Below are 25,255 nucleotides of genomic sequence, written 5' to 3'. Positions count from 1 at the left end.
AGCGCTACGTTCGGGACGTAGAGGCCGGAGGTTCGAATCCTCTCACTCCGACCAGATTCAAAACCCTGAATTCAAGTATTTGAATTCAGGGTTTTTGCATTGGGGGCTTAAAGAATCAAGCCGGTTATTTGGAAATGGCCGACGCCCCTTTTCAAATCGCAGGAAACTGTTTATTATTACGCGCTCTGCTTCAGGGCGGAGTGATGTGCCGGTATAGCTCAGTTGGTAGAGCAGCGCATTCGTAATGCGAAGGTCGGGGGTTCGACTCCTCTTACCGGCACCACAAATATATTAAAAATCAGCGAGTTATGTGAGGTTTGGCGTAAATCTGGCGTAATGACCTGTATTTGCCCCTCAAATTGCCCGACCTTGTGTCGGGCTTTTTGCTATTCAAAAGGCCTGGCCGGCCTGCCGTCCATCACTCCTCTATAGCGTTCCTTGATCGCGTCTTGAAGCAATGGCACATCTGCCATTCGCGTCTCACCAGCCAGCCCCAGCCGGCGGTATCTTCTCATCATCCCATCCAGATCAGATATCAGCATCAGCATCCACGTCGCCAACTCAAGCTGCCGCGCGTCGGCAGGGAACAGGTCGCCGCTCAGCGGCTCAACGCCGCGAAACGATGCGACGATCCGCGCGCCCTGGCCGAGGGTTAAGGTTTTGCTCCGGCCCAGGTGGTCAAACGCGATTGCCGCGCGCTCAAGGATTTCATCGGGTGGCATGCTGGAATCCGGTTGTGGCCAGATTCCAGCATAGCTACTGCACCGCGGCTTGCTGCCTCACCCACTCTTGCAGGCCACCTAGCTTGTCGGCCATACGCCGGCACACCTCGTAGTTGCCGATGACAACCTGCAGCGCGTCGTTCTCGGTTGCGCCTTCATTCAGCGGCTGCAGCTGCTCTGCTTGCGTCATGAGCTGGGCCGGAGGCGTCGGGAAGCCGGCCGAGGGCGGCTGCATTGTGGAGCTGCACCCAGCCAGCAGGCAAAGTGCAAACAGCAGGATGAGTTTCCACATACTTGGTGACCTCTTTGTTTATTGTCCGGTAGACGATCTGGGTGTGCTGGGCGGTTGCGGTGGCAGATGCGTCAACTTTGGCGCTGACAGCATCCTGTTTCTTGGTTGTGGCCAGCGCGCCCTGGGCCTGCTTTGCCTGCGCCCGTGCTGTGTCGCGCTCGGCAAGCACCGCGCGGTAATGCCAGCCTGCGCCGGCGATTGCGGCGGCAAGGGTGATCCAAGCCAGAACCTTCAATTGCAATGACATGGCAACTCCTAAAAGAAAAGCCCCATTACTGGGGCTTGGGGAAATCCTGTTTAATCCGCCTTATTCGATCCAGTATTGCCGCCGTGTCAGGCGGCAAGTTCGGAATCACTTCAAGCGCTTTCCAAATTGCATCAAGTTGTTCTTCGATAGGAGGATATTCAGCTCGTCGTCGGGTTTCATATGGGTCAACATGAATGATCTTTGTCATGCGGACACCTCGATTATCGTGTCGCGATATGGCCAGGCCCGGAACGTAATTGAATAGCTTCCGTTTTGAGGAAACTCCAGTTCTATTTCGCCATCCTCCACATTGTATGTTTTTCCATTAACCAGAACATCGCACGGGCGGGGCAAACCGAAAAAGTGTAGCCCGTTCCGTCGTAGATCCATTGTCGGACGCTCTTTCATAATCCCATTTTCAACGTATTGCAGCTCAGGGGAAATAGGCCCTGGTGCAAAGACGTAGTTCGGGTTTATCTGATGCAGAAAAGAATGGGGCGACATATCGCCCCAGGAAATTATGCGGCCGGTTGAGTCGGCTTCCGCATACGGTACATTGTAATTCATTATCTCATTACTCCAATTACGTGAAGGTATTCGAAATAAATGGCGCTGCCTGATGGGGTAGTGCTTATTGTATGGTTTCCAGCTGAAACGGGGTAGATTACTGAAAACACATCCCCATGAAATCCCGTTACAACTTCTGCTCCATCAACCAATAGATTTATGTTGCTATTAGGGGAGCCGTACCAGTTGTACTTAAACATGATGATGAGAGATGCCGGAAATGGCGTGTAAAATGTGGCAGAATGAACCATGTTCCATCTTTGTATCCAACTAATACTGCCCGCCCCGATTTTCAAAGTCCCGACCGACAGGTCTTTAATATAAGCTCCGTTCATCCCTCCTGCATCAAGAATGACATTTCCGTAGCTGTCGCGAACAGTTAAATTCCGGGTGTCAATTTGTCCTGCTGTTAATTGCCCCTGAATTTTCTGCGCCCCAATGCCGTTCAAATCCACGACAACATTTCCTGCCGCGTCTTTGATTGAGAGGCCACGAGCATCAATTTGACTGGCGGTAAGCTGCCCCAAGATTTTATGGGCACCCATGCCGTTCAAATCAACGACCACATTTCCAGAGGCGTCTTTGATCGAAAGATTACGGGAGTCGATGTTATTGGCGGTAATTGTGCCGGCCTTGATCTTGTCGCCGGTGATGCTATTGGCGGCAAGCTGATCACCGGTCAATGATCCCGTGACGATGTGGGTTGCCGAAATAGAGTTTGCGGCCACTTTATCGGCGGTGATGGCATTGGCAGAAACTTTGTCCGTGGTGATCGCGCCATCAGCAATCAGCGTGGTGCCAGATACCCGAGTAACAGAAATCAGCCCCACAACATAGTTGCCAGACGTTACTGCATGACGGATGCGGATTTGTCCCCAATTGAACGCAATACTTTTGGGGATGGTGACGGTACTTGCGAATGTGCGCGTGCCGTTTTGTCCTTCCGTCAACCATGTGTCAGATCCGATTCCGCTGAATGGCCACCACCAGACACCCGGTACATGTAGGTCGATGCCAAGGCCGCCAATTCCACTGTTTCCACATACCTCTACTTCCAGCCGATATGCCGCGCCTGGCTCAAGAACAAATTGCTTGCTGAGTGACTCCGTCTGCGAGCTATTAAATAGCACCAGCCGTCGCCGACTGCGCGCCCATCCTGCTTCGCTTGCTTCTTCGATGGGATTGCCAGGGCGTCCCCACCAATCAAGTTGGTAGTAGTTCGGATCGGGTATTAAGCTTTCTCCCGAAGAAATCAGCAACTGATCAGCGGTTATCACGAACTGAGAAACCTTGCCATCGTTGAAAGCCTGGATGCCTGCCAGCTTCTGCCGTCCATCACTTTGCGTCGCGCCCAGCACCACGCCCCACTTGCTGGACACCTTGCCGTCCAGCGTCGCCTGGGCTTGCTGGATCTGGGTAACGCTTGCCTCGGTGGTGCCGACACGAGCATTGACGGTTTCAACATTGCTGGAAAGCGCTTGGCTCTTGTCTGCAAGTGTGGTCAGCCGCTCGTCAACAGTGGCTTTGTTGCCGGCGAACTCGGACCGCAGCGACGTCAGATCGCTGGCCGCGGCCTTGTCGTTCATTGCCGCTTCGACCCAGCCCACGCGAGTCAGCGCGCTGTCGACGTTCTTCTGCAGCAGAGAGCCGAGGGCATTGTTACCCAGTCCCATGGGGCTGCCATTCAGCCAGTCAAATTTCAGTTCAACACGGGCCGCCGGATCGGCATAGACCTGGCCGGCATACATTTCAAAGCCGCTACCCTCGCCAACTCCGGCGCGGCCGACAAGCAGGTATGCAGATCTAAACTTGACTGCGGGATTTCCGAAGATGGCCTTGCTGGCGCCAGCACGGTAAAGCGCGTCAGGAAAGCCACTTTTCAGCCGGCGCCCCCAGGCGTCTTCATCCGTAAAGACAAAGACGGCGGTCCCGGTCTGCACAGCATTGAGCCAGTTTGCTGCGGCCTGGGCAGACTCGTCAGACTGAAAATCAAACCGCGCTGACGCCACGACGTTGCCCGCCTCATTGATCGTCGCCAGCGTGTAGCCCAGGCCGCCGGCCAAGACCTTCACATCATCGATCCACATGCCGCTATCACGCTGCGGATCGTTGAATCCGCTGGAGCGCAACAGCATGCGTCGGCGCTGGCCGACGGCTGCTTGCAGCTTTTGGACCGTGGTCGCGCTGGCGGACTCATTCGCCTTTACAAGTGCCTGGTTTGCTGTGCTGACAGCGCTGTTTAGCGGGCCTTGAACATCACCAGCTAACTGCGCCAGCTTGACCTGGCCGACCAGCTTTTCAGCAGACAGACCAGCCACCTGGGCATCGCCCAGTTGTCCGGTGATCTTCAGCGCGTTGATTGCATCGATCTGCCAGTCCTTCAGCGTCCCGACCACTTTCGAAGCGTCGATGGCTTTGATCATCTCGGCTTCAATCTCGCCTGGCTTGATGCCGCCAGCGACCGACACGGGCGTAACGGTGACTTCGCTGGAGACGTTGAGCTCATCTTTGCTGAAGGCATCGTATGCGGCGGCCTTGACGAAGTATGCGGTGCCGGCCACGAGTTCGGCACCGGACGCCAGCTTATAGAGCGTGGTGAAGTAGTCGGGGCCGTCGTAAACAAGGGTCTCATCTGACGGGATAAAACCGGAAGTGGCGGACATCCAGATCCTGATGCCGGCCATGTCGGAATCAGTGGGCTGGTTGCAAGAGAAGAACGCGGACTTGAAGCCAGGCCGCAGCGCAACACCGGTCAGGGCAGCAGGAACCGGGTTGGAAGCGACGATGGTCGCCCAGTTACCGGATGCCCCGGTCTGGCTGGTGGCGCGCACGCGGAAGACGAGCTGGCGCCACGGCCCACCATCGGCCCGGCCGTCTTCCCATGTGTATTCGAAGCGGCGCGCATCGCCGACGGAGGTCGTGCGACGGAGCGTCTGCGGTGTGCCTCCCCACACCTCGACGGTGTAGTTTGCGGCGCCGTCGACGGGGTTCCATTTGATCTTGCAGCTGCGGCCAATGAAGGGTTGCTCCAGCGCCAGGCCGGTGACATCCGCCAACGGCGCGCCGGTGATCTGGTAGGTCACCGGGGTCAGCGTGGACAGGTCTTCTACGCCGCCGCCGTGGATGTTGAACGACTGGAACTTGATGTAGACGGTTTTTCCGACCTTGGCCTTGTCGTATGGGAACTTGGCCATGGCCTGGTCCAGGCGCGCGAACTTGCTGCCGGCCGCGTGGCTGCCGATGACGGTGCCGTGGGCGCCGCGCACCAGATAGCCCAGGTCGTACTGATTCGGCGCGGTCAGCGTCGCGTCGCGGTATGCCAACAGCTCGCCGTCGACATAGCAGAGCGTCACCAGCTCTTCGGCGTTCTGCTGGGTTGCCGCCAGCAGCGCGCCGCCGGACGTGGACAAGTCGACCTTGAGGCTGTTGATGGTGTCGATGCCCGGGCCGGTGGCCAGCGCCGCAGATAGCACACCATGGCGCGATCGTCCAACAATACGGCCGATCCGCTGATAGGTGGCGTTGTCGTCGGACACCCAAACGTCGCAGCCGCCCCAGTTTTTGCCGCCGGAGGTGGCAATCCAGATCTGCGGCGCACCGGCCAGCGCCAGCGGAGGCTCGAAAATAACCGGCTGGCTCACCGGGCCGGCGGGCATGTTGTAGTTCGACGAATACCCGTCCCCGTTTTGCGTCGGGTAGCGGGTGGCGCCAACAGAACCCAGCGGCACTTCTTCGGCGCGCACAAGCAGCTCGCCGTCTTCGTCTTCCTCAATCTCGGTTATCCGAACGGGGGTCTTGTCAAGGCCTAGCGCAGCATCCGTCAGGGTTACAAGGTCGGTCGGCTCAAGCAAGGCATACTTCCAGCCCAGGCGGAATTCATAGCTGTTCCGGACATACAAGCTGCGCTGCAGGATCTGCTGCGCAACCAGGCGCGCGACATTGGCCTCGGCCACTTCGTGGAGTTCGACTTCAAGCGTGCGCAGTCCGAACTGCTCGATGCTGGCTTGGTCCTTGGCTTCGGCCACCTCCTCGTTGTAGCTGTTGCCGCGGTTGAAGAACTTCACGCGCACCGAGTTATGGGCATCGGAGGCGGCAATACGGGTGCAGAGGATCGGGTCGTCGCTGCTGCTCACGATGAAGTCGTCATCGGTCAGGTCATAGACCGGGGTGACGTTCGGCGTGAAGGTCACGCCGTAGCCGCTGGCCGGGGTGTCGGAGTAGGGGACGACCTTGATCTTGCCCTCGCTGAAGTACACGCCGCTGTTGGTCAGACGGAACAGTCGCGCCAAGATCTCATGCGCGGGTTCCTGCTCGGTGTACGCCGGCGAGATGAACAGCCCGTTCGCGATGCAGAAATCGGAGAAAGGCTTGAGGTCGCCGAATTTGGACGCGGGCACGCCGGCGCCGTAGTAGGGGTTCGTACTGAAGTCCAGCACCACGTCGCGCGGGTTGGCGTCGCGGATGTCGTTGGAGAAGCCGAAGCCGCTGTCGACCTCGAAGGTCATGTTCGGCAGCGTCGGGTCGTCGCCCAGCTCAAAGACGCCGGTGCTGACGTGGGCTGTGCCACGGTAGGCTAGTGCCTGGTCCGGGTGCCGGCTCTGGACATAACCCATGGGCTGCTGGCTGTAGCTGCCATTGAACTGGGACAGGTTCCATTGCTCAAGGCCGCCGGCTTTCTTACCTACCCATGCATAGTTCACACCGCGGACCGGGCCTTCGCAGAGTCCAAGCTGCACGGCCACCCGGTAGGTGTACGAGACAGATTCAACGGTCGACCCGCCACCGCCACCCTTACCGCCAGCGCTCTGGGAGCTACGGTGCTCTATAGCTGCAAAGTCGCCATACCAGATCACGTTCGCAGCGACGCGCGATTTGCCGTAGATCAGGGGAATGGCTCGGCCATAGGCAGAGGTCTGCATGCGCAGGCTGGACACGACCGGGGCGCTGGTCGAAATCTTGGTGCCGCCCCCTCCAAAAATACCGCCCATCGCTACTCCTCCCAGATCGAATAAAAGCCGGCTTGCCGGTCTTGTAGGCGCGGCGTGTTCTCCGCGTCGGTCAGCACCACGCCCTCGCCGACGTAGGCGTGAATGATGGTTGGCCAGTCAATGACGATCGCGCCGTGACTGATGCAGCGACCGAACTTGTAGACCACAATGTCGCCGGGCTGAGGCGTTTCCACCGGCCGGGCGTATTCCTCAACCCAGCGGAGATAACGCTCTTCGCCGCGGTGCAGGTGCCAGTCCATCGGGTAGGGCCGCGGGTCAATGTCGGGGATCAGGCCGCAGGCATGGAAGACGCGGATCAGCAGGAAGGCGCAGTCGGCGCCAGCGCCCTTGACGTTACCCTGGTGGTGGTACGGCGTGTTTAGCCAGGTCATGGCCTCGGCCACCACGGCGGCGCGCTGTTTTTGCTCGGTTTTGTGCATGGCGATTGGCAATAAAAAAAGGCACCCGTAGGTGCCTTGGTTTCCAAATTCTCTAGGGTATTAGAATGATCTAATTACCTGCTGAGCCAGTGTGAAAAATGGCGATCCCGATATGGATCGCGGGTCTGGAATCGTAAATGTTTGGCCGTGGAGCGCCCAGCCAAGCTGAAGATATGGCATCAATTTCTTGCTCAAAGACTCTGCGGCTTCTTCGGGAGTGGTTCCCCCAGCCAAAACAAGTTGCTGCTCAATCATTTGTCCATTCCTATGAAAACGGGTTATGGATTATGAATGCGGAATATGCGTGCTTCAAGATCAAAGAACAGTCTCCGGCGCCGGAACATACGGATGGCCGCGGAAGTTGATCACGTTGTTGAACTTGGACTGGCATGTTGCCTTGGTCTTGTCGCAGCCGGGATAGATCGTGAAGCTGTCGCCCGGGTTGCTCTGCATGACTAGCGGGGCGGACAGCGTCACAACCCCGGGGCTGTAATCCTTCACAGACCGGATCACGCCGGCATTCGGGCCGCTGTTGAAGCGGATGGTTCCCAGCGAGAAATAGCCGGCTGCCTGTGTCAGCGAGCAGTTGATCCGGTTGACGGTGCTGCCACCGTTGACGGTGCTGTTGATGGCAAATGCCTCCTTCGAGATGCCGCAACCGCCCTGGTGCAGGGTATGCAGGCAGCCGGGCTGGTAGAGGTTGCGCGGCATCTGGGTATCCAGCAGCTCCAGTTCGGATTTCACCGTCAAGCGCAGTTCCGTGCGGCTCGGCTTCACGTCGGCGATGCGCCCCTCGAAAAGGAGGATGCTGCCGGCGCTGGTATCGGTCCAGTCGGTCGCAAACACGCGCTCCAGGCGCACGGCCCCAGCATCAAGCGCGCCGACGCGCGCGGCGTGTAGCCACGGCACGCCGTTGATCGTGTGGGTGCTGTCCGCGTACAGGGTCAGATCGAGCGTGTCCACTTCCAGGCCCAGAGTCAGCCGCGTGCGGCCGCGCTTGAATAGCGGCCCTTTGCACGAAAACGACTGCCCATTGACGGCAAGGTCCACGTCGGCGCTCGTGTACCGGACAATGGCGCCGCCGACCAGCGTGAAGGTGTACAGATCGGCCATGAAAAAGGCCCTGCCGGAGTTCAGCAGGGCCTGCAGGGCAGGGCTTGCATTGCGCATGTGTCAGACCTTATTTCCAGTCGCCCCCACGAGCTCGCACTTCTTGAACTCCCAGAGCTGTTGCATGAATTTTGAGAAATCGGCGGAGTCGTCTTTGAAGCGGCACCGGTAGTAGTAGCTCCCCGTCCACGTCACATCCTGGCCAGGGCCGGGCGCCGGGTTGAAGACAAGGATGCCGGTGGGCGTGACGGTGTAGTCCTTGCCTTGGACCTTCGCCACGCCTCCGACCTTGACCTCGGTTATCGTGTTGACGTTCTCGACAGGCTCAATGAAGCCGCCGCAGGGGCGCAGCAACTGGAACAGGTTGCGATTGCCGTCGCCGGCGGCGATCCGATAGTCCGTCACCTGGCAGTCATCAGGGTCCGTGAACAGGAACGAGTCCCACGCGCCACGCCGCGCCAGGAAGAAGCCCAGCAGCTGCTGGAATTCGTCAGCGCGCAGGAACTCGAACGACAGCCGGATCGTGTACGTGGGGTAGGCGGTCAAGGACGCTCGCAGCTCTCTACCGCTGGCGGCGCGCTGAATGCGCGTCGTGAACTGCGGAGCCTTGACCACCCCCCAGGCCAAGCCGGGGAAGGTTGGGAAGATGGCGTTCGACATCAGCGCGCCCCATGCTGGTACAGCTCGATATAAGCCTTGGAGAGACTGAACAGCAGCTTGGCGGTGTTCTCTTGGTGAAAGGCATTAATCGTTTCAGCGGCTTCTGCCATGCCATCAGGCACCGGGACGGGTAATGTTTGCGCAAGAGCGTGGTAGTCGGCCTTCAAGCGGCGTACAACAAAGCCGAAAAGATCCTGGTCGCCGCCGCCCTCAAGGATCACCTCACGCAGCAAACGCTCAATTCCTGCCCAATCACGGGCAGCATGGCTAGGGAAGGTGATGACGTTGCTCATGGCTTGCTCCTTGCAAAGTTGCGATGTTGTTTTTCCAGCGCCCGCATGATCTTCCGGGCATTGTCGTCGATATCCTGCTGGGTCAGTTTGCCGCTGTGGTCGTTGTAGGTCACCTGGAAAACCGAAGAGGGAGAGGCGGGTTCTTCGCCGCTGCCGGCGCCACCGCCACGGCCTGCCAGCCCACGAATTACAGCCGCCTCACCGCGCGGCAGCACCATTTCCTCCTCATGCAGCTGGGTCATCGGGTTGACGCCGCGCGGGATGCTGTAGCCTCCGCGCGCGGATTTGACCCTGCTTGCGATTCCAGATACGGCTGCAAAGGCCGCCGCACCAGCGCCAACAGCAAGGACTGGTCCGACATAGGGGATTCCGACGATTGCCTTGAATGCTGAGGCCATGGCCTCCCAGGCGCTGAGCATGATGGACTTCACCGCTTCCATTGCCTTGAGTCCCAGGCGCGCGAGCGTGCCGGTTGCCGTCGCCCCAGTTCGAGCCGCCTCGCCCGCGGCGACTGCGCCGGTTTTGACGGTTTCCCCCGTTGCGGTGGCGGCGGCGTCCGCCTTGATCAGGCCCAGTTTGATCGCCAGCTTCTTGGTAAGCCATCCCTGCTCGATGGCGAACAAGGCTGCATGATGAGCGCTTTCTTGGGCTATTTCCCGTGTGTATTTTCCGGCAAGTTCGGCGGCTGGCCTCAACACCAAGTTTTGCACCATGATGCGCCCAATCTCTGCCCAAACACCCTGAATTGCTTGCTTGAACGACAGGGTGCCTTGCAGCATCCGTTGAAGTCCGTCCTCGTACATGCTGCTCGTGTCGTCCTCCGCACCCTGCCAGCGGTCGTATCCCGGTTTTGCGGATGCGCCCCTGATCTCCGCAAGCCTGGCCTGGTGCTGGATTTCGGCCTGCTCCCGCTCCTGTTGCAAGCGGTAAACCTCAGCGATGTTGTGGTCTGGGTCGCGCTCCAGCGTCGCGATGCGCTGGTCCAGGAAAGACTGCTTGATCTCAAGCCGGCGCTGCTCGAAGGCAATCAGTGCTGATTCCTGTTCTTGCGCCGACAACCCAAGCATTTCAACTTCGCGTTGATATGCGGCCTCGTCGATCTGCAGGGCAGTGTCTTGCGCTTGCCGGCGCGCGTCCATTTGCGCCTGCTCCAGCTCCTTCGCGTTGCGGTCGCCCTCGCGCTGTATTGCTAGCAGCGCATGGGTGTGTTGCCGCACGACCTGTTCGCGCTCCTTGCTGCCTGCCTTGGTCAGCGCCAGCTTCTGCTGCCAGAAATCCGCCTCTGCCTGGGCAGAAAGCTTATTCCCGGACATCTCAGCATCAAGGCGTTTCGAGTCGAGCTCGTTGTTCCATTCGCTGAGGCGCGACTCCTCTTTCGGCTTGCGCTTTTTCTTCTCCTTCTCGTCGAGCAGCTTCGGCGGGCCGCTGGCGGTGCTGTCGGCCTTTTTCTCTTCCTGCTGCTTGCGCCACTCCGGATCTTCCCCCTTGTACTTGTCCAAGATTGGCTGGTAGGCATTTTGGGCCTGAGTTTTCTGGACGTCGTCCAAGCCTTTCTGGTAGAGCAGCATCCGACCGCGGGCTTCATCCTCGGCAGCGCCGAGCGCGCGCTGGTCAACGGTCAGGTTGCCGCCGGATGTCTGCCGCTTCAGCTTGAGGCGGTTGTATTCGTCCGTTGCCTCCTTCAGCCCTTGGCGCATGCGCGAGACGTCGACATCGGACAGCGCTTGCTTGATGTCGTCGGCAGCCTTGCGCGACTTGGCTGCGGCGTTGCCGGCGGCGGCCGCGACGTCGTCCCAGTGGGTGACCAGGGCGACAAGCGCCATGATGGCAATTCCGACAGGACCGCCAAGCATGCTCATTACCGTGGAGAAGCCGCGCGCGGCCAGGCCGGCAACGGTTGTTGCACGTTCGAAAGCGACCTGTGCAACGGTGGCCGCTTTCGTGCTTGCGGTGGCCGCTGCACTGGCGCGGCCCAGGGCATCAGTGGCAGCCGTCGCGCGCGCAACTGCCGTGCTTCGTGCGGCCAGGGCCGCAGTTAGCTCTGCCTGGGCCTGAGTCGTCAATTTAGTGCGTGCTGCCAAGTCGGTTTCGGCTTTGGCATAGAGAAGGCCTGCTTGCCAACTCTCAACCTGCACCGCAGCTCGCTGTAGCTCCGCGCGCGCGGCGGTGTTCTCGCTCTCTGCCAGTAGCAGAGCCTGCTTTGCTGCGATGCTGGAAGCATTGGCGGCGGCCAGGTCAGCGGCTGCTTTCTCCTTCGCGGCGGCCAGGCCGGCAACGGTTGTTGCACGTTCGAAAGCGACCTGTGCAACGGTGGCCGCTTTCGTGCTTGCGGTGGCCGCTGCACTGGCGCGGCCCAGGGCATCAGTGGCAGCCGTCGCGCGCGCAACTGCCGTGCTTCGTGCGGCCAGGGCCGCAGTTAGCTCTGCCTGGGCCTGAGTCGTCAATTTAGTGCGTGCTGCCAAGTCGGTTTCGGCTTTGGCATAGAGAAGGCCTGCTTGCCAACTCTCAACCTGCACCGCAGCTCGCTGTAGCTCCGCGCGCGCGGCGGTGTTCTCGCTCTCTGCCAGTAGCAGAGCCTGCTTTGCTGCGATGCTGGAAGCATTGGCGGCGGCCAGGTCAGCGGCTGCTTTCTCCTTCGCGGCGGCCATCCCAGCAACGCGCGCGCGCATCTCGTCGGTCAACTGGCTGACCATGTTGCTGCCGGCCTGGGCCGCCTTCAGGGTCACATAGGCGCCGGCCAGGAACTTGATCTGGTCGCCATATTCCGAAACAAACTGCTTGGCGCTGGCCATGCCGCTGCCGACCGCCTTGATGCTTTCGGCAAGCTCGGAGCTCCAGCGGGCAAGGGTGCCATTGCTTTCGAGCTTTTCGAACTCGGCGTTCATCTCGGACATCATCGACTTCAGAGGATCGAGCGCACCGTCTTTGCGCAGGCGGTTCAGCGCACCTTCGATGTTGTCGATGAAGTTCGACCACATGCCGCCCAGGCTCTTCATCTGGGCTTCCGCTGCGCCTTCGGACGAACGCCCCATTTCGTCGATCAGGGCCTTCAGCACATCACGACCGAGCCGGCCTTTAGAGGAGAGCTCTTGGACTTCCGCGGTGGTCTTGCCGAGTACCTTTGACAGCATGTCCCAGACTGGGACACCGGCTTCCAGCAGCTGCATTGCCTCTTCGCCTTGCAGCTTACCCTTCGTCCAGGCTTGGCCCAGGCCGAGTGAGATCCGTTGCAGCGTCTCGAAGCCGCCGCCAGTCTGCGCCGCGCGGTCGGCGATCGACTTCATCGCGCCGCCCATGGGGTCGATGCCCATGTTCTTCAGCAGCATGAAAGACTGGGTGACCTCATTGACCTGATACGGCGTGTCTTTGGCAAACTGCTGAATCCAGGCGAATGCTTCCTGGCCTTTGCCGACGCTGCCCATCACCGAGTTGAGCCGGATCTCCAACTGTTCGAAATTGGACATGACGCCAACGGCCTGTCGGCCAAGCATCGCCAGACCAGCGCCGCCGGCCAGCCCGATGACGCTGTTGAACATATTGCCGATGCCGTCGAGCTGGCGGCGGATATCGGACATCGAGTCCGCGATAACTCGGGTTGCCCGGCCCATGCCGGCTTCCAGATCGCTCGTGCGCGAGCCAATCCGAACTTCGATATCGTTGCTCATCTAGACCACCAAAAGAGAAAGACCGCTGGTTAAGCGGCCTGAAAGAGGGATTGCTCGGCGGCGCGGCGCCGGGTGAGGCCGGGCAGCTCCTTGCCGCCGGCCTTGTTCCAGCGCGGGAACTGAGCGGCCGCGCCGGCGTAGTCGCCCGCGTTGAGCAATCGCAGCAGCGTAGAGCCCTGCAGCGCACCGAGGCCTAAGTTAAAGCTGAAGCAGACCAGCGCATCGAACTGGTTCTGGTTCAGCGGCACCTTGACCAGCCGCGCGACACCGGCTTCAAACCGCTCCAAGTCGCGCGCCAGCAGCGCGTCGGCATTGGTCTGGGTGATGAGCATGCCCGGCGTCACGTCCGGGCCTGTGTGGCCGTAGCCGATGGTCCAGACGCCTACCGAGTCCTGGTAGGCCTTGAGGCGCAGGCCTTCAAATCCCTGGATCAACTTGATGCCGCCGTTACTGGTCTTCATGGTTTTTGCTCCAATTGGTTGACCCGGGTCTTCAGCCAAGCCTCCAGGAACTGGGCGCCCAGGATGCCCAGTGCGCTGCCCACGCCGATGAGGGCAGGAAGGGGGATGGTGGGAAATTGCGCCAGCACGACGCCGGCAACGGTGGATGTCGCGCCGCCCAGGATGGCCCGGCCCAGCGCCAGGCGGCCGGTGATCTTTTCCGAGCTCACGAGCAGCTTGCCAAGGCCAATTACGGCGCCGATTACGACCAAGTACAGAACACCTTTCTCGTGCTCCTGCATGATGGTTCCTTGAATAGAAAAACCCGCCGAGTGGCGGGTAGGTTGAGTGGGCTTTAAAATCTGCTACTTAAATGCGAGAGCTAGGATTTTTGTGTAAGTTTTTTGATCGGTGGTCGCAAGGAGCTTTCTGCCATCTTTCATGACAGCAATAAACGTGATCTCCTTTCCTCGACCTCCAAGTAAGAGGCCTGCCAGCAAACCAACTGGGCCAAGCAGTGCCCCACCAACAGCACCCCAGCCGACAGTCCCGCCCCATTTTTTTACACTATCCTCACTAGCTTGCTCTACATGCTCTAGTTCAATCCTGAGGTTGAGACTTTGCCCCAACAGTCCATCCCCCAATGTCCAGGGAAAAGAAAGGGCGCTACCGGTAAATTGGCAATCACCAGTACGAAAGTCACCTGCATGGATTTTTACTTTTGACATTAACACTCCCGTCGTTGTTGATGACGTCGGGATTCTAACCCTGCATCCCCGCTTGCGGGAACTGGGCAAGCAGGGCGACCAGATCGGGCTGGTCATCGGGCTGGCCTCCTGCCGTGCTCTTTGGCTCAGGCTTGATGCCAAGATATGCGGCAACCATCAGGTGCAGAGGTGGGTGATTGCGCCAGTAGGTGTTCATAGCTTCAAGCCGGGGAAGGTCCATGTGTTCGGCGATATATTCCCAGCTCCAGCCGGTGCAGGCGATGATGTGGGAGTAAATCTCGCCCCAGCCCTCTAGGCCTTCCCCGTCAGCTCCCCCGCGGCGGCCTCGGCCTCGATGGCTTTCCGTTTGAGGCCGGACACATCCATGACGGCTTCCATCACCTCGCCCATGTTGCCGACGTCGACCACGGCGGCAACGTCGTCGCGGGTGATGTCGGGATAGTTGCGCAGCAGCGCGGCATGCGCCGCATCCAGCACCGTGCCTACGCTGGCGGCGTCAATGCCGCCGGTGAACGCGGCAAGCCGCTCCTGCAACTGCTCCAGCGCGCCCAGGTTCAGCGGCGGAATGATGTATTTCTTGTCGCCCAGCGTCACGGGGACGCCTTTGACTTTGACGATCTCGGTCATGCTTTACGCTCCAGAGCGCCCGGCCGGCGGCCGGGCTGGTGGGTTACTCGGACAGGCTGTAGGAGATGACACGGCCCATCGGGTCGGCGAAGGCCTCGAAGTCGAACTCCGGAACCAGGAAGTCGTCCTGCTTGGTGGACAGGCTCAGCTTGCCGGCAATGGCAGAGAACAGCGTGATCTTCATGCTGTTGCCCTGGTAGGGCATGAACAGGTCGGCGGTGAACGCCGGCGCGGAGCCCATGGGCAGGTTCATTACCGTGGACTTGGTTGCATCCGGCGCGCTGGCGGTGTCGACGGTGTATTCGTAGTTAATGAATACCGTCTTGCCGGCGTCGGCCGTCGCGAATGTGTACTGGCCGCCGGCGGTGACCATGTACTGGCCGGCAGTCGGTGCACTGGCGACACGCTTCAGCGGCAAGCCCTTGCTGCCGATGACACCGAAGTCGCGCGTAAAAGTGCCCCCGTTCGGCGGGCTGACGGTGACTTGCGACGGGGATGCCGGGATGGCCTGGCCGGAGGTGTCGTAGTTTGCGGTCACCAGGCCACCGGTGAGGGTCTGGCCGAAAATGATGCTGTTGAACATGGAGCCGAAAAGCTGGGCAAACTTGGCTTTGCCGGTGATCTTGCCCTTGCCGCGGCCGACCGCGACTGGGAACTGGTTCTGGCCGTGCAGCGTTTTGTTTTCGAAGTTGATGTCGACGCTGCCTTCCTGCATCACGCCTACCATGATCGGCGTCGGGTTGGCGATGACATTGCCCAGGGCGTCTTTTTGCGGGGTGGCCCAGAGGATGCCCGAGCCGAATCCAAATTGCGACATTGTGGAGTCTCCATAAACGAGAGAGCCCGGCGCATGGCCGGGCTGGATTGGTGAAAATGCGGCGCCGTCAGGTCGCCAGGATGCGGAACGGCACGATGGCCACCGCCTGATCGCCGAGGGTGCCCTCGTCGGTTTCGATGTCGCCCTCGATCCAGCAGCGCTCAACCAGGCCGCCAAGCGTCTGGACGCGTTGCACCGGGTTGTCGGGCTTGGTCACGGCCTCGATCGCATCAAGAAGCGGATTCATCACGGTGCCAGGCACACGGTCGCCGTCGGTGCGAGCGTAGACGTAGACATCGACCAGCAGCGTCCACTTCGTCGGAACGCCGCGCGCTGGATCGCCCGGCGCGGCTATCTGGCGCCCTTGAGCCTGGAAAAGAGCGGGCTGCTGACTCGAATCCACATCGCTCCAGTGTCGAAGCTTGCGGCTTGTGGTGCGCAGCCCGGGAATGGCTTTCAGCCGCTCAAACAGCTCGGCGTAAATTTGCTCTCGGTTCATCGGCGTTGAATCCCTTTCCGTGTCGCCTCAGACAGTGCACTGACGATCTCGCCTTCCATTTCCGTCAGCGCAGAGCGCAGGAACGACCGTGCCGGCAGTTCTACCTTGCGTGTGTGGGCCTTCACCGTGGCCATGCGCGGCGCAATGGGTTTGCCCCAGGCCTGCTTGACCAGCCGAAGGTGCTCGCGCACGGTCTCGGTGCCATCAAATCCCAGTTCCCAGCGGCGGCCGTACTCGACATTGGTGCCGACAAAGCCGGCAATCGAAGTCGTCCCCGCGCCGGCGATGCGCCGGTTGATCGAGCGCCGCAGACGGCCGGTTTGGACGTTGAGCACCTGGCCGGACAGCTTTTCCGCTTTGACCTTCGCCAGCAGCTTCAGCGTCAGCCGGCCGATGGTGGCTTCGACATTGCGCTGTACCTGCGGGTGGACCTGCCGCAGGAACTCGATTGTCTGCTTATCGCCCACAATCTCGTGTCGGATCATATCGGCACCACCTTTCGATATTGGGTCAGCACCCCGCGCGCCGCGGGCGACAGATCGCCGATGAAGAACGTCACCGTTTCGCCGGCCAGGCTCTTGGACTGGTGGCCGATGCGGTCGCGCTCTTTGAAGCGCAAGGCAACAAGATCGATGCAGGCTTGCTCGATGTCCGGCGGGGTCGTGTCATAGCCGGCCTGGTAGGTGATCAGGACGTTCATGCGGCCGCGGGTGAATCGCTTGCCGCCGAGCAGCGCGACCTTGGTCTTGTCGAAGACGAAGATCGCCGGCTGGCCGTCGATGACCACACTGGAAACCTGGGACACCGGCCATGCGCCCAGCACCATCACGTCGTTTCCGTGGCCGTCGCGTCGTTCGGTGTATTCCTGCTTGGCGAAGCGCCGACCGCACCAGTTTTCGATGAACTCGCTGGCGGCGGTGATCAGCCGCGTCAGCATTGCATCGCTGTCGCTATCGGCTACTTTCAGCCATTCTTTCGCGTTCTCCAGTGTGGTCAGCATGGCTTACTCCTGCGCCTGCTCGGGTTCGCCCTGGGGCGCGGCGGCGGCCTTGCGGCGGGACTGCTTCTGTTCTTCCTGCTGCGGGGCCGGCGGTTGGGTTTGCTCTTCGGTGCCGGTGGTGGCCGTGTCAGTTACGGCTACATCGGTCGGCGCGGCCTGCTCGGGTTCGCCCTGGGGCGACTTAGGTTCCTTCTCGCGCGCGAAGCCGTGCGGTTCCAGCAGGCCGGCCAGGTTGTCGTGCGCTTCGATGAAGCCGTCCTCGTCGGCATTGAACTGCTCGCCGCCCACGCTGACGGAGCTGACGCCCACCGGGCATTTGAATTTGGCCATGTGTAAATCTCCTTGGTGATGGTGCTGCCCGGCATGGCCGGGCATCAGGGGTTAATCCTTGGCGATGTTGCAAATAATCCCCATCGAGAACGGCGCGTAGTGCTGCAGCACGCCGTCAGCGTAAACGCCGTACTCGTAGCGGCGGGTCCGCAGCGGCCATTCGATTTGGTAGTAGTCCTGGCGCATCTTCATCTGGACGATGTTGCCGATGTTGGCCAGCGGGTAGGGCAGGCGCTCGGTGAAGAAAAACACCGTGCCGGCCGGCATGTTCGGATGCACGCGGATGTTGACGCGCTGGCCGGTGATCTTGTTCAGGTAGTCGCCGACCACGGCGCCCGCCGAAATGGTCGCCGGATTCGAAGCATCGATCGACAGGCGCAGCAGCGGCGCGCCGCCGTTGGCGATGATCTTCTTGGTGACGCTCAGCAGTTCCTGGGTGCTGACGTAGATCGTCGACGGGCTCAGGCGGTAGCGGCTGTAGAACCAGGCGAACGCCTCTTCGAACTCCGCGATGCCGCCGGCGCCGTCGCTGGTCAGCGGGGTGCCTTGGCCGGCGTTGCCGGTGGGCATCACCTTCACATAGCTGTTGCTGCCGGGCTTGAAGGCTTGCACCATCAGGCCGTCGAAATCGAGCTGGCTGGTGGAGTTGTCGCTCGCCTGCAGTTCGCTGGCCGGCTGCGCGGTGGCCTGCGGGGCATCCTTCAGCACCACGCTGTTGATGGTGGACAGCGCGACCAACTTCTCCGCGCCGGCCGCGCCCAGATACCAGGCGTAGCCGACCGCGCCGCGCACGGCGGAAACGGTGGCGGTGAGCGAGCCGGTGGTGCCCGAGGTGGTGCCGGAGCCCGGCGCCGACTTTTGCGCCGAGCCGCCGCCGAAGGTCTCGACGGTGCCGTCGGCGTTGTTGCGGCTGATCTGGCCGGGCACGCGGCTAAATGCCGGATCAAACGCCTGGCCGATGGCGCCATTGTTCGGGCCGGAGGCATCCAGCCAGGCCTGCACGCCCAGGGCGACACAAATCACCGAGTAGTTGCCGGCGGGCAAGTTGCCGCCGCCGTTGCTGGCGATCACGGTCGGGGTCGGGGTGGTGCCCATAGCAAGCGAGGTGTTGCCGCCAAGGATCAGCCGCTCTTCCTCAACCATGGTGGCTTCCAGGGTCTGGGAGGTTGCCAGGGCCTTCGTGTCCTCGAAGTTCTTCGACGAGTAGTTCGCTTCGAAGGTGACGTTGTTTTCCAGTCCGTAGCCGCGATAGGCGGCAAAGTAGTCGGCGGACTGGTGCTGGATCACGCCGCCGCGACGGCCTTCAGACACGCCGGCGCGCTGGTTGCCGATGTTGATGCCGCTGATGACCTTCCAGTTTGCCTGGGTGGAGAAGCCGCCGCCAACGCGCGGGATGCTGTTGCGCAGCGGGGTCATGATCGGGTAGAGCTTCTTGGACGGGCCTTCCAGATCGTAGGCCTGCAGGCCGGAGGTAGGGCTGTTCGGCTGGGTGTAGGCCTTGAGGATTTCGTCCGGCAGCACTTTCAATTGTGCAGCCTTCATCAGTTCCAGAGTTTCTTCAGTTTGATTCGCGCCCATGGCGTGTTTGCTCCTGTGAGGACATGAAAAAACCCGCCATTGGGCGGGTCGGGTTTAACGCTTTGTTGGTCAGCCGATGCGGCGGCCGGAATGGACCATCTTGATCAGGCTGGCGACCTCGTTCGTGCTGCCGTCGCCGTTCTGCACCTGGGGCGCCGGGGTATCGTCAGCGCCGCCGCCGAGATCGTCACCCTTGGTTAGGGCCTTCAAGGCTGCTTTCGCGGGCTCCGGCGTGGCCTCCAGTTCCTTGATGCGCTTGGCAAGCGTGTCGCGCTCGGTGCCCAGCTTGGCAACGAAGTCGGCGGCGATCTCGCCCTCGGCGCACCCGGCCGCGCCGCAGGCCTTCAGCAGCGCATCGTGGTCGTTGGCCTTTTTGGTGAGTTCACCGAATTGCTCGGCCTTGGCCACCTTGTCGGCATCGTCGTCATCCGTGTCCTCGGCGCCCAGCTCCTTGAGCAGCTTCATGATCTGGTTCAGGGTGGCCTGGTCGGTGTTGCTGTTGCGCCGGCCGGCCTTGGCCAGGTCATCTTCTCCGCCATCCACCTTGGCGAGGTCTTCCGGCTTGGCCGACTTGACCGCCGACTGCAGGCTGGCCAGCAACTCGTCAACCTCCTCGGAAGCCATGGCCTTCAGGAGCTCCGCACCCTGGGCCAGCCACTCGCGCATCTGCAGGGGAATCGGGCTGTCGTCCTGCTCGAACTGCTTTTCGTACTCGGCACTGGAGACCAGATAGCCCAGGCTATCGAGCAAGTCAGCAAAGCGGCTGACGCTATACAGGCCCTTGGCCAGCGGCTCGTCCAGCAGGTCGATGCCGTCCGCTTTGAAGCATGTGATCACCGCGTCCGGGTTGGCAGGGCGGTCAACCAGGCTGATTTCGGCCAGGCGCAGGCCGGTGATGGTGGTTTTCTTCAGCTCGTCGCGACCAGTGACGCGGCCACCGATGCTGAAGCCCTTGTAGACCTCTTTCTGCACCTTCTTGATCGCTTCGCTGTCGACGATGTGCGCGCAGATCTTGGTGACACCATCGTCGCCCACCTCCATTTCCAGCGTGGTGCCGGCGGCCTTGGGCTGGTGCATCTCGCGCACAGCGCCGAACTTCATGTAATCAGGCAGGGCGGCCTTCATCGCCGCGGCGGTGATGATCTCGCCGTCCGAGTCCTCGCTTTCGGTCGAGGCAATCCCCCACACTTTCAGGGTGCCGTCGTCCAGCTCCTCCACCTTCGAGATTGCACCGTACAGGGTTTTCTTGCTCATCTTCACTTCTCCGGGTTATTCGTCTATAAGGACCGGCACAACGTCACAACGGCAGTGCGGGTGTGCCGGTGCGGTCCCGCGGCCATGGGGGAATGGTTTGCCGAGTGCCCGCCTCTGGCCGTCCAGGGCTGCACATGCGGCGCAGCAGCCGGCGCCGGTGATCCACTCCACGCCCTCGACGTCGCCGCTCTCTACGTAGGCTGCAAGGTTGCCCTCGGCGTCAGCGAATGCCGACTCGGTTCGCGCGATCATCTCCGCGCGGGCGGCGCCGAAGACATGGTCCTCGCCGATGGCGTTGGCCAGCGTGCTAGCGGACCAGCCTTTCTCCGTCGCGGAGGTGACCAGCTCATTGACCCGCAAGCGGGTTGTCTCGTCGATGCGCCAGCGGGCGTCAGGGTTCTGCACGAGCTTTCCATCCACCCAGCGCATGCCCACCATCTCGGCCGCGCGGCTGTCCGCGTAGGCGATTGCGTTCTGGTTGGCCTGTGCAAGGACATCAGCGGGCACGTCGCCAAGATCCGCGCCGAGCTGGCCGAAGCCGGCGGCGACACCATCCTTCGCCAGCGAGCGCAGGCTCTTGCGTACCTGCTTCGCCAGCAAATCCCAGCGCGCGCGCTCGATCGCGTCCTCGAAGACGGTCGGGCTGTAGTCCATTGCGCCTTCGTCTTTTTCCGTGTCGCCGTGGAGCGCCAGGTCAGCGAGAGATTCGGCCAGGCCGGCGAGGAACTGCTCAATAGCGCCACTCATCGCTGCACGCGCCCGAACAACCGCAGCCCGCTCGCGGTTGATCGGGCGAATGGCTTTTTTTGCTTTGGCCAGCGCCTCCTTGTCGCCGTCATCTTCCTTGCCGTCGTCGGCTTCGCCTGGGTCATCAGCCCCCGATCCTGGGCCGTTATCGACCACTGGCGGGGCAGGGTTCATGTCTGCGCGCTGCTCTGGCGTCAGCGCCGGCAGGCCGAAGCGCTTGGCGCGGACTTCGTCGGGGTGCAGGATCTTCGCCTCGACATAGTTCTTGTCGATCTCGGACTGCTCCAGCGGCTTGACCGACTCCTCTTCGTGCCAGACGAACTCAATGTCGCTCCATCCGAAATGACGGAGGATGATCCGGTCCATCAGCGCCTTGACCCATTCCTGCATCGGGGCGAGGCCTTCGGCCAGTGCCTGTTCGGCGCCGGTCTGCGCGGTGGCGCGGTTCATCTCCTTGATGAACGGCTGCGGCGAGACGCTGAAGGCGTAACAAACGATGCGCGCCAGCCATTCGTCCATTTCGTCTTTGAGTGCGATTTCCTTGGTGTTGAACGGCTTGACGCCGCCAGGGACGAACCGAGTCCGGCGGCGCTCACTGTCGTTACCCGCCAAAATCGAATTCCAAAAGGATTCAAACTGCGCGATCTGATCAGCAGACCAGGTCTCGGGGACAGAGAAAATCAGGTCAGGCGTGGCGCCCTCGGTGTAGTAGGACATCTGATACGCCAGCCGGCGCAGCGCAAGGTTGACGGTGGTGATCACCTGCTCGACTGGAGAGAGTCCGTAGACCTTATGCGTGCGCGGGTTGCGCGGCATGTAGATCAACTCCTCGCGGGTGTAATCGACCGCCGGCAGCCCCTTCAGGATCTGCTGGTATGCAGGGTCAGGCGGCGCCGGCGTCCTGCCGCCCTGGTCCAGCACCCGCTTGATCGTGGAGCCGTCAATCGGCTCCAGGGAGTACAGCGCGCCGCCCAGCGTCTTGCGCGGGTAGACGGCGGGGGCATCGATAACAAGCAGGTCTTCAAGCAGCATGCGCAGCCAGGTGTTCCAGTCGTGCTCTTTGTCCGGGGACTGGAAGAACTCGACCAACTGGTCGCAGCGCGCGTCCGGCTCGGCGGATTCGTTCGCCGGCGTGCCGGCCTTGTCCTTGCGCTTGACCGTCCATTTCAGCTTGGCCAGTTGATCCTTGCGGGTCTCGATGATCAGGCGCATAAGGTCGTAGCTGTCGGCCAGCGCGCGCATCTGGGCGAAAGTAACCGCTTCGTCCTGGCGCGGTTTGCTGGTCAGGTTGATGCCTGTCCGGAAGTCAGACTGACGCCCGGCGACGCTATCCGGTGCGGTTGCCGCCGGCGGCTCGCCTGGCCCGAACCACTCGTCGGGGACATTGCCGGAGAGCATGTAGCGCGCGCCGGCGACCACGCGGGCGAGCAGTCCCGGTTCGATGGGGGTTATCTTGGGTTGAGCCATGGGTTTTCCTGTTGTTGCTGCGCTGCTGCGGCTCGGGCCTCGGCCTCCTGCGCAAGCTTCTGCAGGTAGTCGAGCATCCCGGTGTTGCCACCGAATAGTTCGTGGAATGCGCGGGAAAGACAGTCGATTTGGTCGTCGTTTATCCCGTTGGGGAACACCCGCATCTCGGAGATCAGCGCGTCGTTCCAGGGCGCGCGTAGCATCATCACGTTGCCGACATTGCACTGGGCCGCGAACGGCTCGGCGCGCGTCACCTTGTCACCGGACTCCAGCGAAGCGCTGACAGTTTTGCCTGCGAGGAGGCGGACGAAGGAAGCGACTTGATACTTGCCGGCTTGCGCGGGGTCTTGCGGGATGCTGATCTTGACGCTATTGCCGTCGCGGTCGGCCGTGTTCTTGAGCGTGCTCTCCACCTCGTGAGGCGCGCCTTGCATGCGCACCATGTCGCCGATGATGAAACGGCCGTCGGGCGTAATCCCAAGCTTGCCGCCAGCCGTCCAGTCAGGCGCATGCCCGGGTTTGGGCACACTTGCGGCAAAATCCCAGCCGCGTACCCAGCGTGTGCCAGCGGGGATTGCGTCGATGATCGGTATGGCGTCGGGCTTGAAGGTGTTGCCGTCCCCTGGGGATGGCTCTTGCTGGTACTGGCCAGCGAAGGTGTAGGGGCTTGCCCGCTGCATGATCTGCAGCCGCTCGACTGTGTGTTTCTCCGGCCAAAGAGCCGTGCCGTCTTCCTGCAGGGCCTTCAGCTTGACGTGCTCCCACTTCTCGCCGTTTCCGCCATCCAGCAGCCAGCCAGATAGATCGCGCTCATGGAGGCGCTGCATGATGAGGATGATCGGCGTTTCAGGGCTGTTGCAGCGGCTCTCCAGCGTGCTCTGGAACCACTCGATAACGCCGTTGCGGATCGTGTCGCTGCGCGCCTCGTCGGCCTTGTGGGGGTCGTCGATCACGATCGCACCGCCGAAGCCGTCGCGAACCTTGCCGGCGCCGTAGCCGGTGATCGTGCCGCCAGAGCCTACCGCGTAGAAGACGCCACCTTCCGTTGTCCCCCAGTCATCCTTGGCCTGGCTGTCGTCGCGCAGGTGGACGTCGGGGAAAATCTCCCGGTATGCCGGTGAGCGCACAATCTCGCGAATCTCGGCGCTGTTCTTGGTTGCCAGCTTCCCGGAATAGCAGGTGTGAATCCATTCGCTATCCGGGCACTTCCCCATCGCCCAGGCCGTGAACATCACGACCGCAATCTCCGTCTTGGAGTACCGCGGCGGGATGTTGATGACCAGCCGCTTGCACTCGCCACGGAAGACCCGCATCAGAGCTTCGCAGATCACCTTGTGCTGCCTGGCGCGGCGCCATTTGAATTTCTTGCGCTGCTGGAACATCCAGCGCACGAAGAAATAGAAGTCCTCGCGCGCCGCGATGCGTGCAGCCTCGCGTTCCTTCGCGCTGAACTCCCTCATGGTCAGACCTCGTCGATGATGCCCTTCAGAACCTCTTGGAACTCGGCGGTGCTGGTGAACTGGGTTTGCTGCTGAATCGGTCCACCACCAGGGCCGGAGAGCTCTTTCCGCACGCGGTCAGCGTACTTGTCAGGGTCGCGGGCCTTCAGCAGGAAGATCAGCAGGGTGTCGGAGTACTCGCGGATCGTTCCGCACTTCTGCCCCTTGTAGAACACCGGCTTCAGCGTGCCGTCCATGGCGCGCCGCACGGCTTCGTCTTCGAGGGCCGATGTGCCCAGCTTGACCGCTTCGTCCCAGGCGGCGGCGAAGTCGTCGTTGCCGGCGCGGACCTCGTACAGGTGGCCGCGCGACACACGTATCGTCTTGGCCGCCGCCGAAACATTGGCGGTGTTCGACAGCACTTCCAGAAAGCGCGCCATTTTTTCAGCTGTCAGCTTTGTATGGTTCGCCATCGGCTATTTCCTTCAGAACTGGATCAGGCCCTTTGCTTTCAGCGCGGTGTACACGGCGCGGGACAGGGCGTCATTGAGCGATTCGTTCTCGCTCGGTTTGGTCTCCAACACGCTCACGGCCTCTTCCGTCGAGATGTAGTGGCATTGCTGCGCAAACGAGATGAAGGCAGAGGAGGCAGGCTGGCCATCAGCCGCAGGCGTTGTCCGGTTGACGCCCAGCGAAACGGTTGCCGTGATGGAGCCGTCCTGATTGACGTTGACCGGCCGGATGCAGAAGCACATCTGCTCGTTGATGGGGGTGAGGGTCAGCATTTGAGGCTCCAAAAAAGAAGCCCCGCGAGGAGCGGGGCGAGGTCATGAATCAGGCGGATTATTCATGTGGTATCTGGGGCGAAACCCTTGCATTATGGGGATGTGCAGAGGGTCTTGAGGAGGCCTGAAAACAAAACAGCCCAAACCATGGACGTGGTTCGGGCTGCTGCAAATATGGTAGTTTTGTAACATCACGCTGTCAAGAGCTTCCTATGCCGGACATGCGTCAGAACCTCGGCCAGGCTTGGTTCCAGCGTCGCATAAGCCTGGTTCATTTTGCCTTCCAGCTGCTTGATGATCTCCTTGCCGTAGCGGTGGATCATCATGTGGCTGACGTGGTGCCGGTCCCCCAGATCGCGGCAGCCCGGCCCTTCACCGGTTGCCCATTTGCGAATGAGGTCGAGGTCCGTCTTGTAGCCGAAGCGGCAGGGCGTGTGAGTGGTCAGATAGACCATCTCGGTTTCCCGCTGGACGTGGAGAGCCCAGAGCACGGCGCGCTGGTCCGGCGGCAGCCGGTTGATCTTGGCCATCACCATCGCGCTTTGCGCCTTCAGGTCGCA

At 61.2% G+C, this 25,255-nt stretch carries 28 protein-coding genes and 1 tRNA gene; 1 reads left to right on the top strand and 28 read right to left on the bottom strand.

The genetic code is table 11. From position 1 onward, the window contains the following. Positions 1-207 precede the first annotated feature (207 nt). Positions 208-283: transfer RNA gene (locus ACODRW_RS23185), tRNA-Thr, on the top strand. Between the two features lie 103 nt (positions 284-386). Here ACODRW_RS23185 and ACODRW_RS23180 read toward each other — a convergent pair. From ACODRW_RS23180 to ACODRW_RS23045, 28 genes are all read right to left on the bottom strand, one after another. Then, positions 387-722, bottom strand: coding sequence for a hypothetical protein (locus tag ACODRW_RS23180; protein ID WP_488906799.1), 336 nt, complete (start codon positions 720-722; stop codon positions 387-389). A gap of 155 nt (positions 723-877) precedes the next feature. Then, complete coding sequence (locus ACODRW_RS23175) at positions 878-1,261, bottom strand: hypothetical protein (protein ID WP_488906798.1); 384 nt, start codon at positions 1,259-1,261, stop codon at positions 878-880. A gap of 25 nt (positions 1,262-1,286) precedes the next feature. Then, entirely contained in the window at positions 1,287-1,469 is a 183-nt protein-coding gene (locus ACODRW_RS23170; RefSeq protein WP_488906797.1) for a hypothetical protein, read from the bottom strand. Beyond that, on the bottom strand, positions 1,466-1,828 hold the full coding sequence (locus ACODRW_RS23165) for a hypothetical protein (RefSeq protein ID WP_488906796.1): 363 nt from the start codon (positions 1,826-1,828) through the stop codon (positions 1,466-1,468). Before ACODRW_RS23165 ends, ACODRW_RS23170 begins: the two co-directional genes overlap by 4 nt. Continuing rightward, a complete protein-coding gene (locus ACODRW_RS23160) occupies positions 1,828-6,816 on the bottom strand; it encodes a phage tail protein (protein ID WP_488906795.1) in 4,989 nt (1,662 codons plus the stop codon). The genes ACODRW_RS23165 and ACODRW_RS23160 overlap by 1 nt, the downstream gene beginning before the upstream one ends. A 2-nt stretch (positions 6,817-6,818) precedes the next feature. Then, complete coding sequence (locus ACODRW_RS23155) at positions 6,819-7,256, bottom strand: C40 family peptidase (protein WP_488906794.1); 438 nt, start codon at positions 7,254-7,256, stop codon at positions 6,819-6,821. Between the two features lie 60 nt (positions 7,257-7,316). After that, on the bottom strand, positions 7,317-7,511 hold the full coding sequence (locus ACODRW_RS23150) for a hypothetical protein (RefSeq protein ID WP_488906793.1): 195 nt from the start codon (positions 7,509-7,511) through the stop codon (positions 7,317-7,319). 60 nt (positions 7,512-7,571) lie between these two features. Then, positions 7,572-8,426, bottom strand: coding sequence for a DUF2163 domain-containing protein (locus tag ACODRW_RS23145; protein ID WP_488906792.1), 855 nt, complete (start codon positions 8,424-8,426; stop codon positions 7,572-7,574). A 3-nt stretch (positions 8,427-8,429) separates the two neighbouring features. Further along, positions 8,430-9,026, bottom strand: a complete 597-nt coding sequence (locus tag ACODRW_RS23140) for a DUF2460 domain-containing protein (RefSeq protein WP_337881801.1) — start codon at positions 9,024-9,026, stop codon at positions 8,430-8,432. Beyond that, positions 9,026-9,319: a hypothetical protein gene (locus ACODRW_RS23135; RefSeq protein ID WP_081545947.1), complete on the bottom strand. Its 294-nt coding sequence runs from the start codon at positions 9,317-9,319 to the stop codon at positions 9,026-9,028. Before ACODRW_RS23135 ends, ACODRW_RS23140 begins: the two co-directional genes overlap by 1 nt. Beyond that, a complete protein-coding gene (locus ACODRW_RS23130) occupies positions 9,316-12,984 on the bottom strand; it encodes a tape measure protein (protein ID WP_488906791.1) in 3,669 nt (1,222 codons plus the stop codon). Before ACODRW_RS23130 ends, ACODRW_RS23135 begins: the two co-directional genes overlap by 4 nt. A 29-nt stretch (positions 12,985-13,013) precedes the next feature. Further along, positions 13,014-13,445, bottom strand: a complete 432-nt coding sequence (locus ACODRW_RS23125) for a lysozyme (protein WP_488906790.1) — start codon at positions 13,443-13,445, stop codon at positions 13,014-13,016. After that, positions 13,442-13,726, bottom strand: a complete 285-nt coding sequence (locus ACODRW_RS23120; protein ID WP_048408939.1) for a phage holin family protein — start codon at positions 13,724-13,726, stop codon at positions 13,442-13,444. The genes ACODRW_RS23125 and ACODRW_RS23120 overlap by 4 nt, the downstream gene beginning before the upstream one ends. A 63-nt stretch (positions 13,727-13,789) precedes the next feature. Next, positions 13,790-14,152 (bottom strand): hypothetical protein, encoded by a 363-nt coding sequence (locus ACODRW_RS23115; RefSeq protein ID WP_488906789.1) that lies wholly within the window; start codon positions 14,150-14,152, stop codon positions 13,790-13,792. A gap of 34 nt (positions 14,153-14,186) precedes the next feature. Next, positions 14,187-14,348 carry a hypothetical protein gene (locus ACODRW_RS23110; RefSeq protein ID WP_488906788.1) on the bottom strand — a complete coding sequence of 54 codons (162 nt, stop codon included), beginning with the start codon at positions 14,346-14,348 and terminating at the stop codon, positions 14,187-14,189. Positions 14,349-14,443: 95 nt separating this feature from the next. Further along, positions 14,444-14,779, bottom strand: a complete 336-nt coding sequence (locus ACODRW_RS23105; protein ID WP_488906787.1) for a hypothetical protein — start codon at positions 14,777-14,779, stop codon at positions 14,444-14,446. Positions 14,780-14,822: 43 nt separating this feature from the next. Next, the gene (locus ACODRW_RS23100; protein ID WP_488906786.1) at positions 14,823-15,596 is read right to left on the bottom strand and encodes a hypothetical protein; all 774 of its coding nucleotides are present in this window, start codon (positions 15,594-15,596) and stop codon (positions 14,823-14,825) included. Positions 15,597-15,663: 67 nt separating this feature from the next. Next, complete coding sequence (locus ACODRW_RS23095; protein WP_488906785.1) at positions 15,664-16,095, bottom strand: hypothetical protein; 432 nt, start codon at positions 16,093-16,095, stop codon at positions 15,664-15,666. Continuing rightward, positions 16,092-16,580 carry an HK97 gp10 family phage protein gene (locus ACODRW_RS23090; protein WP_488906784.1) on the bottom strand — a complete coding sequence of 163 codons (489 nt, stop codon included), beginning with the start codon at positions 16,578-16,580 and terminating at the stop codon, positions 16,092-16,094. The genes ACODRW_RS23095 and ACODRW_RS23090 overlap by 4 nt, the downstream gene beginning before the upstream one ends. After that, a complete protein-coding gene (locus tag ACODRW_RS23085; RefSeq protein ID WP_488906783.1) occupies positions 16,577-17,095 on the bottom strand; it encodes a head-tail connector protein in 519 nt (172 codons plus the stop codon). The genes ACODRW_RS23090 and ACODRW_RS23085 overlap by 4 nt, the downstream gene beginning before the upstream one ends. Before the next feature lie 3 nt (positions 17,096-17,098). Continuing rightward, the gene (locus ACODRW_RS23080; protein WP_488906782.1) at positions 17,099-17,425 is read right to left on the bottom strand and encodes a hypothetical protein; all 327 of its coding nucleotides are present in this window, start codon (positions 17,423-17,425) and stop codon (positions 17,099-17,101) included. A gap of 51 nt (positions 17,426-17,476) precedes the next feature. Beyond that, the gene (locus tag ACODRW_RS23075; RefSeq protein WP_488906781.1) at positions 17,477-19,003 is read right to left on the bottom strand and encodes a hypothetical protein; all 1,527 of its coding nucleotides are present in this window, start codon (positions 19,001-19,003) and stop codon (positions 17,477-17,479) included. Positions 19,004-19,072: 69 nt separating this feature from the next. Beyond that, a complete protein-coding gene (locus ACODRW_RS23070; RefSeq protein WP_488906780.1) occupies positions 19,073-20,257 on the bottom strand; it encodes an HK97 family phage prohead protease in 1,185 nt (394 codons plus the stop codon). A 15-nt stretch (positions 20,258-20,272) separates the two neighbouring features. Next, complete coding sequence (locus ACODRW_RS23065; RefSeq protein WP_488906779.1) at positions 20,273-22,471, bottom strand: phage portal protein; 2,199 nt, start codon at positions 22,469-22,471, stop codon at positions 20,273-20,275. Then, positions 22,453-23,931 carry a phage terminase large subunit gene (terL, locus tag ACODRW_RS23060; protein WP_488906778.1) on the bottom strand — a complete coding sequence of 493 codons (1,479 nt, stop codon included), beginning with the start codon at positions 23,929-23,931 and terminating at the stop codon, positions 22,453-22,455. The genes ACODRW_RS23065 and terL overlap by 19 nt, the downstream gene beginning before the upstream one ends. 2 nt (positions 23,932-23,933) lie before the next feature. Further along, positions 23,934-24,383: a hypothetical protein gene (locus ACODRW_RS23055; RefSeq protein WP_488906777.1), complete on the bottom strand. Its 450-nt coding sequence runs from the start codon at positions 24,381-24,383 to the stop codon at positions 23,934-23,936. A gap of 12 nt (positions 24,384-24,395) precedes the next feature. After that, positions 24,396-24,695 carry a hypothetical protein gene (locus tag ACODRW_RS23050; RefSeq protein WP_488906776.1) on the bottom strand — a complete coding sequence of 100 codons (300 nt, stop codon included), beginning with the start codon at positions 24,693-24,695 and terminating at the stop codon, positions 24,396-24,398. A 191-nt stretch (positions 24,696-24,886) separates the two neighbouring features. Further along, positions 24,887-25,255, bottom strand: a 369-nt coding sequence (locus ACODRW_RS23045; RefSeq protein ID WP_488906775.1) for a hypothetical protein, incomplete at its 5' end; no start/stop codon positions are given.

This window comes from Chromobacterium sp. FG89 (assembly GCF_057808735.1).
The sequence above is the reverse complement of the archived record's forward strand: the minus strand, read 5'-3'. Positions and strand labels throughout refer to the sequence as shown.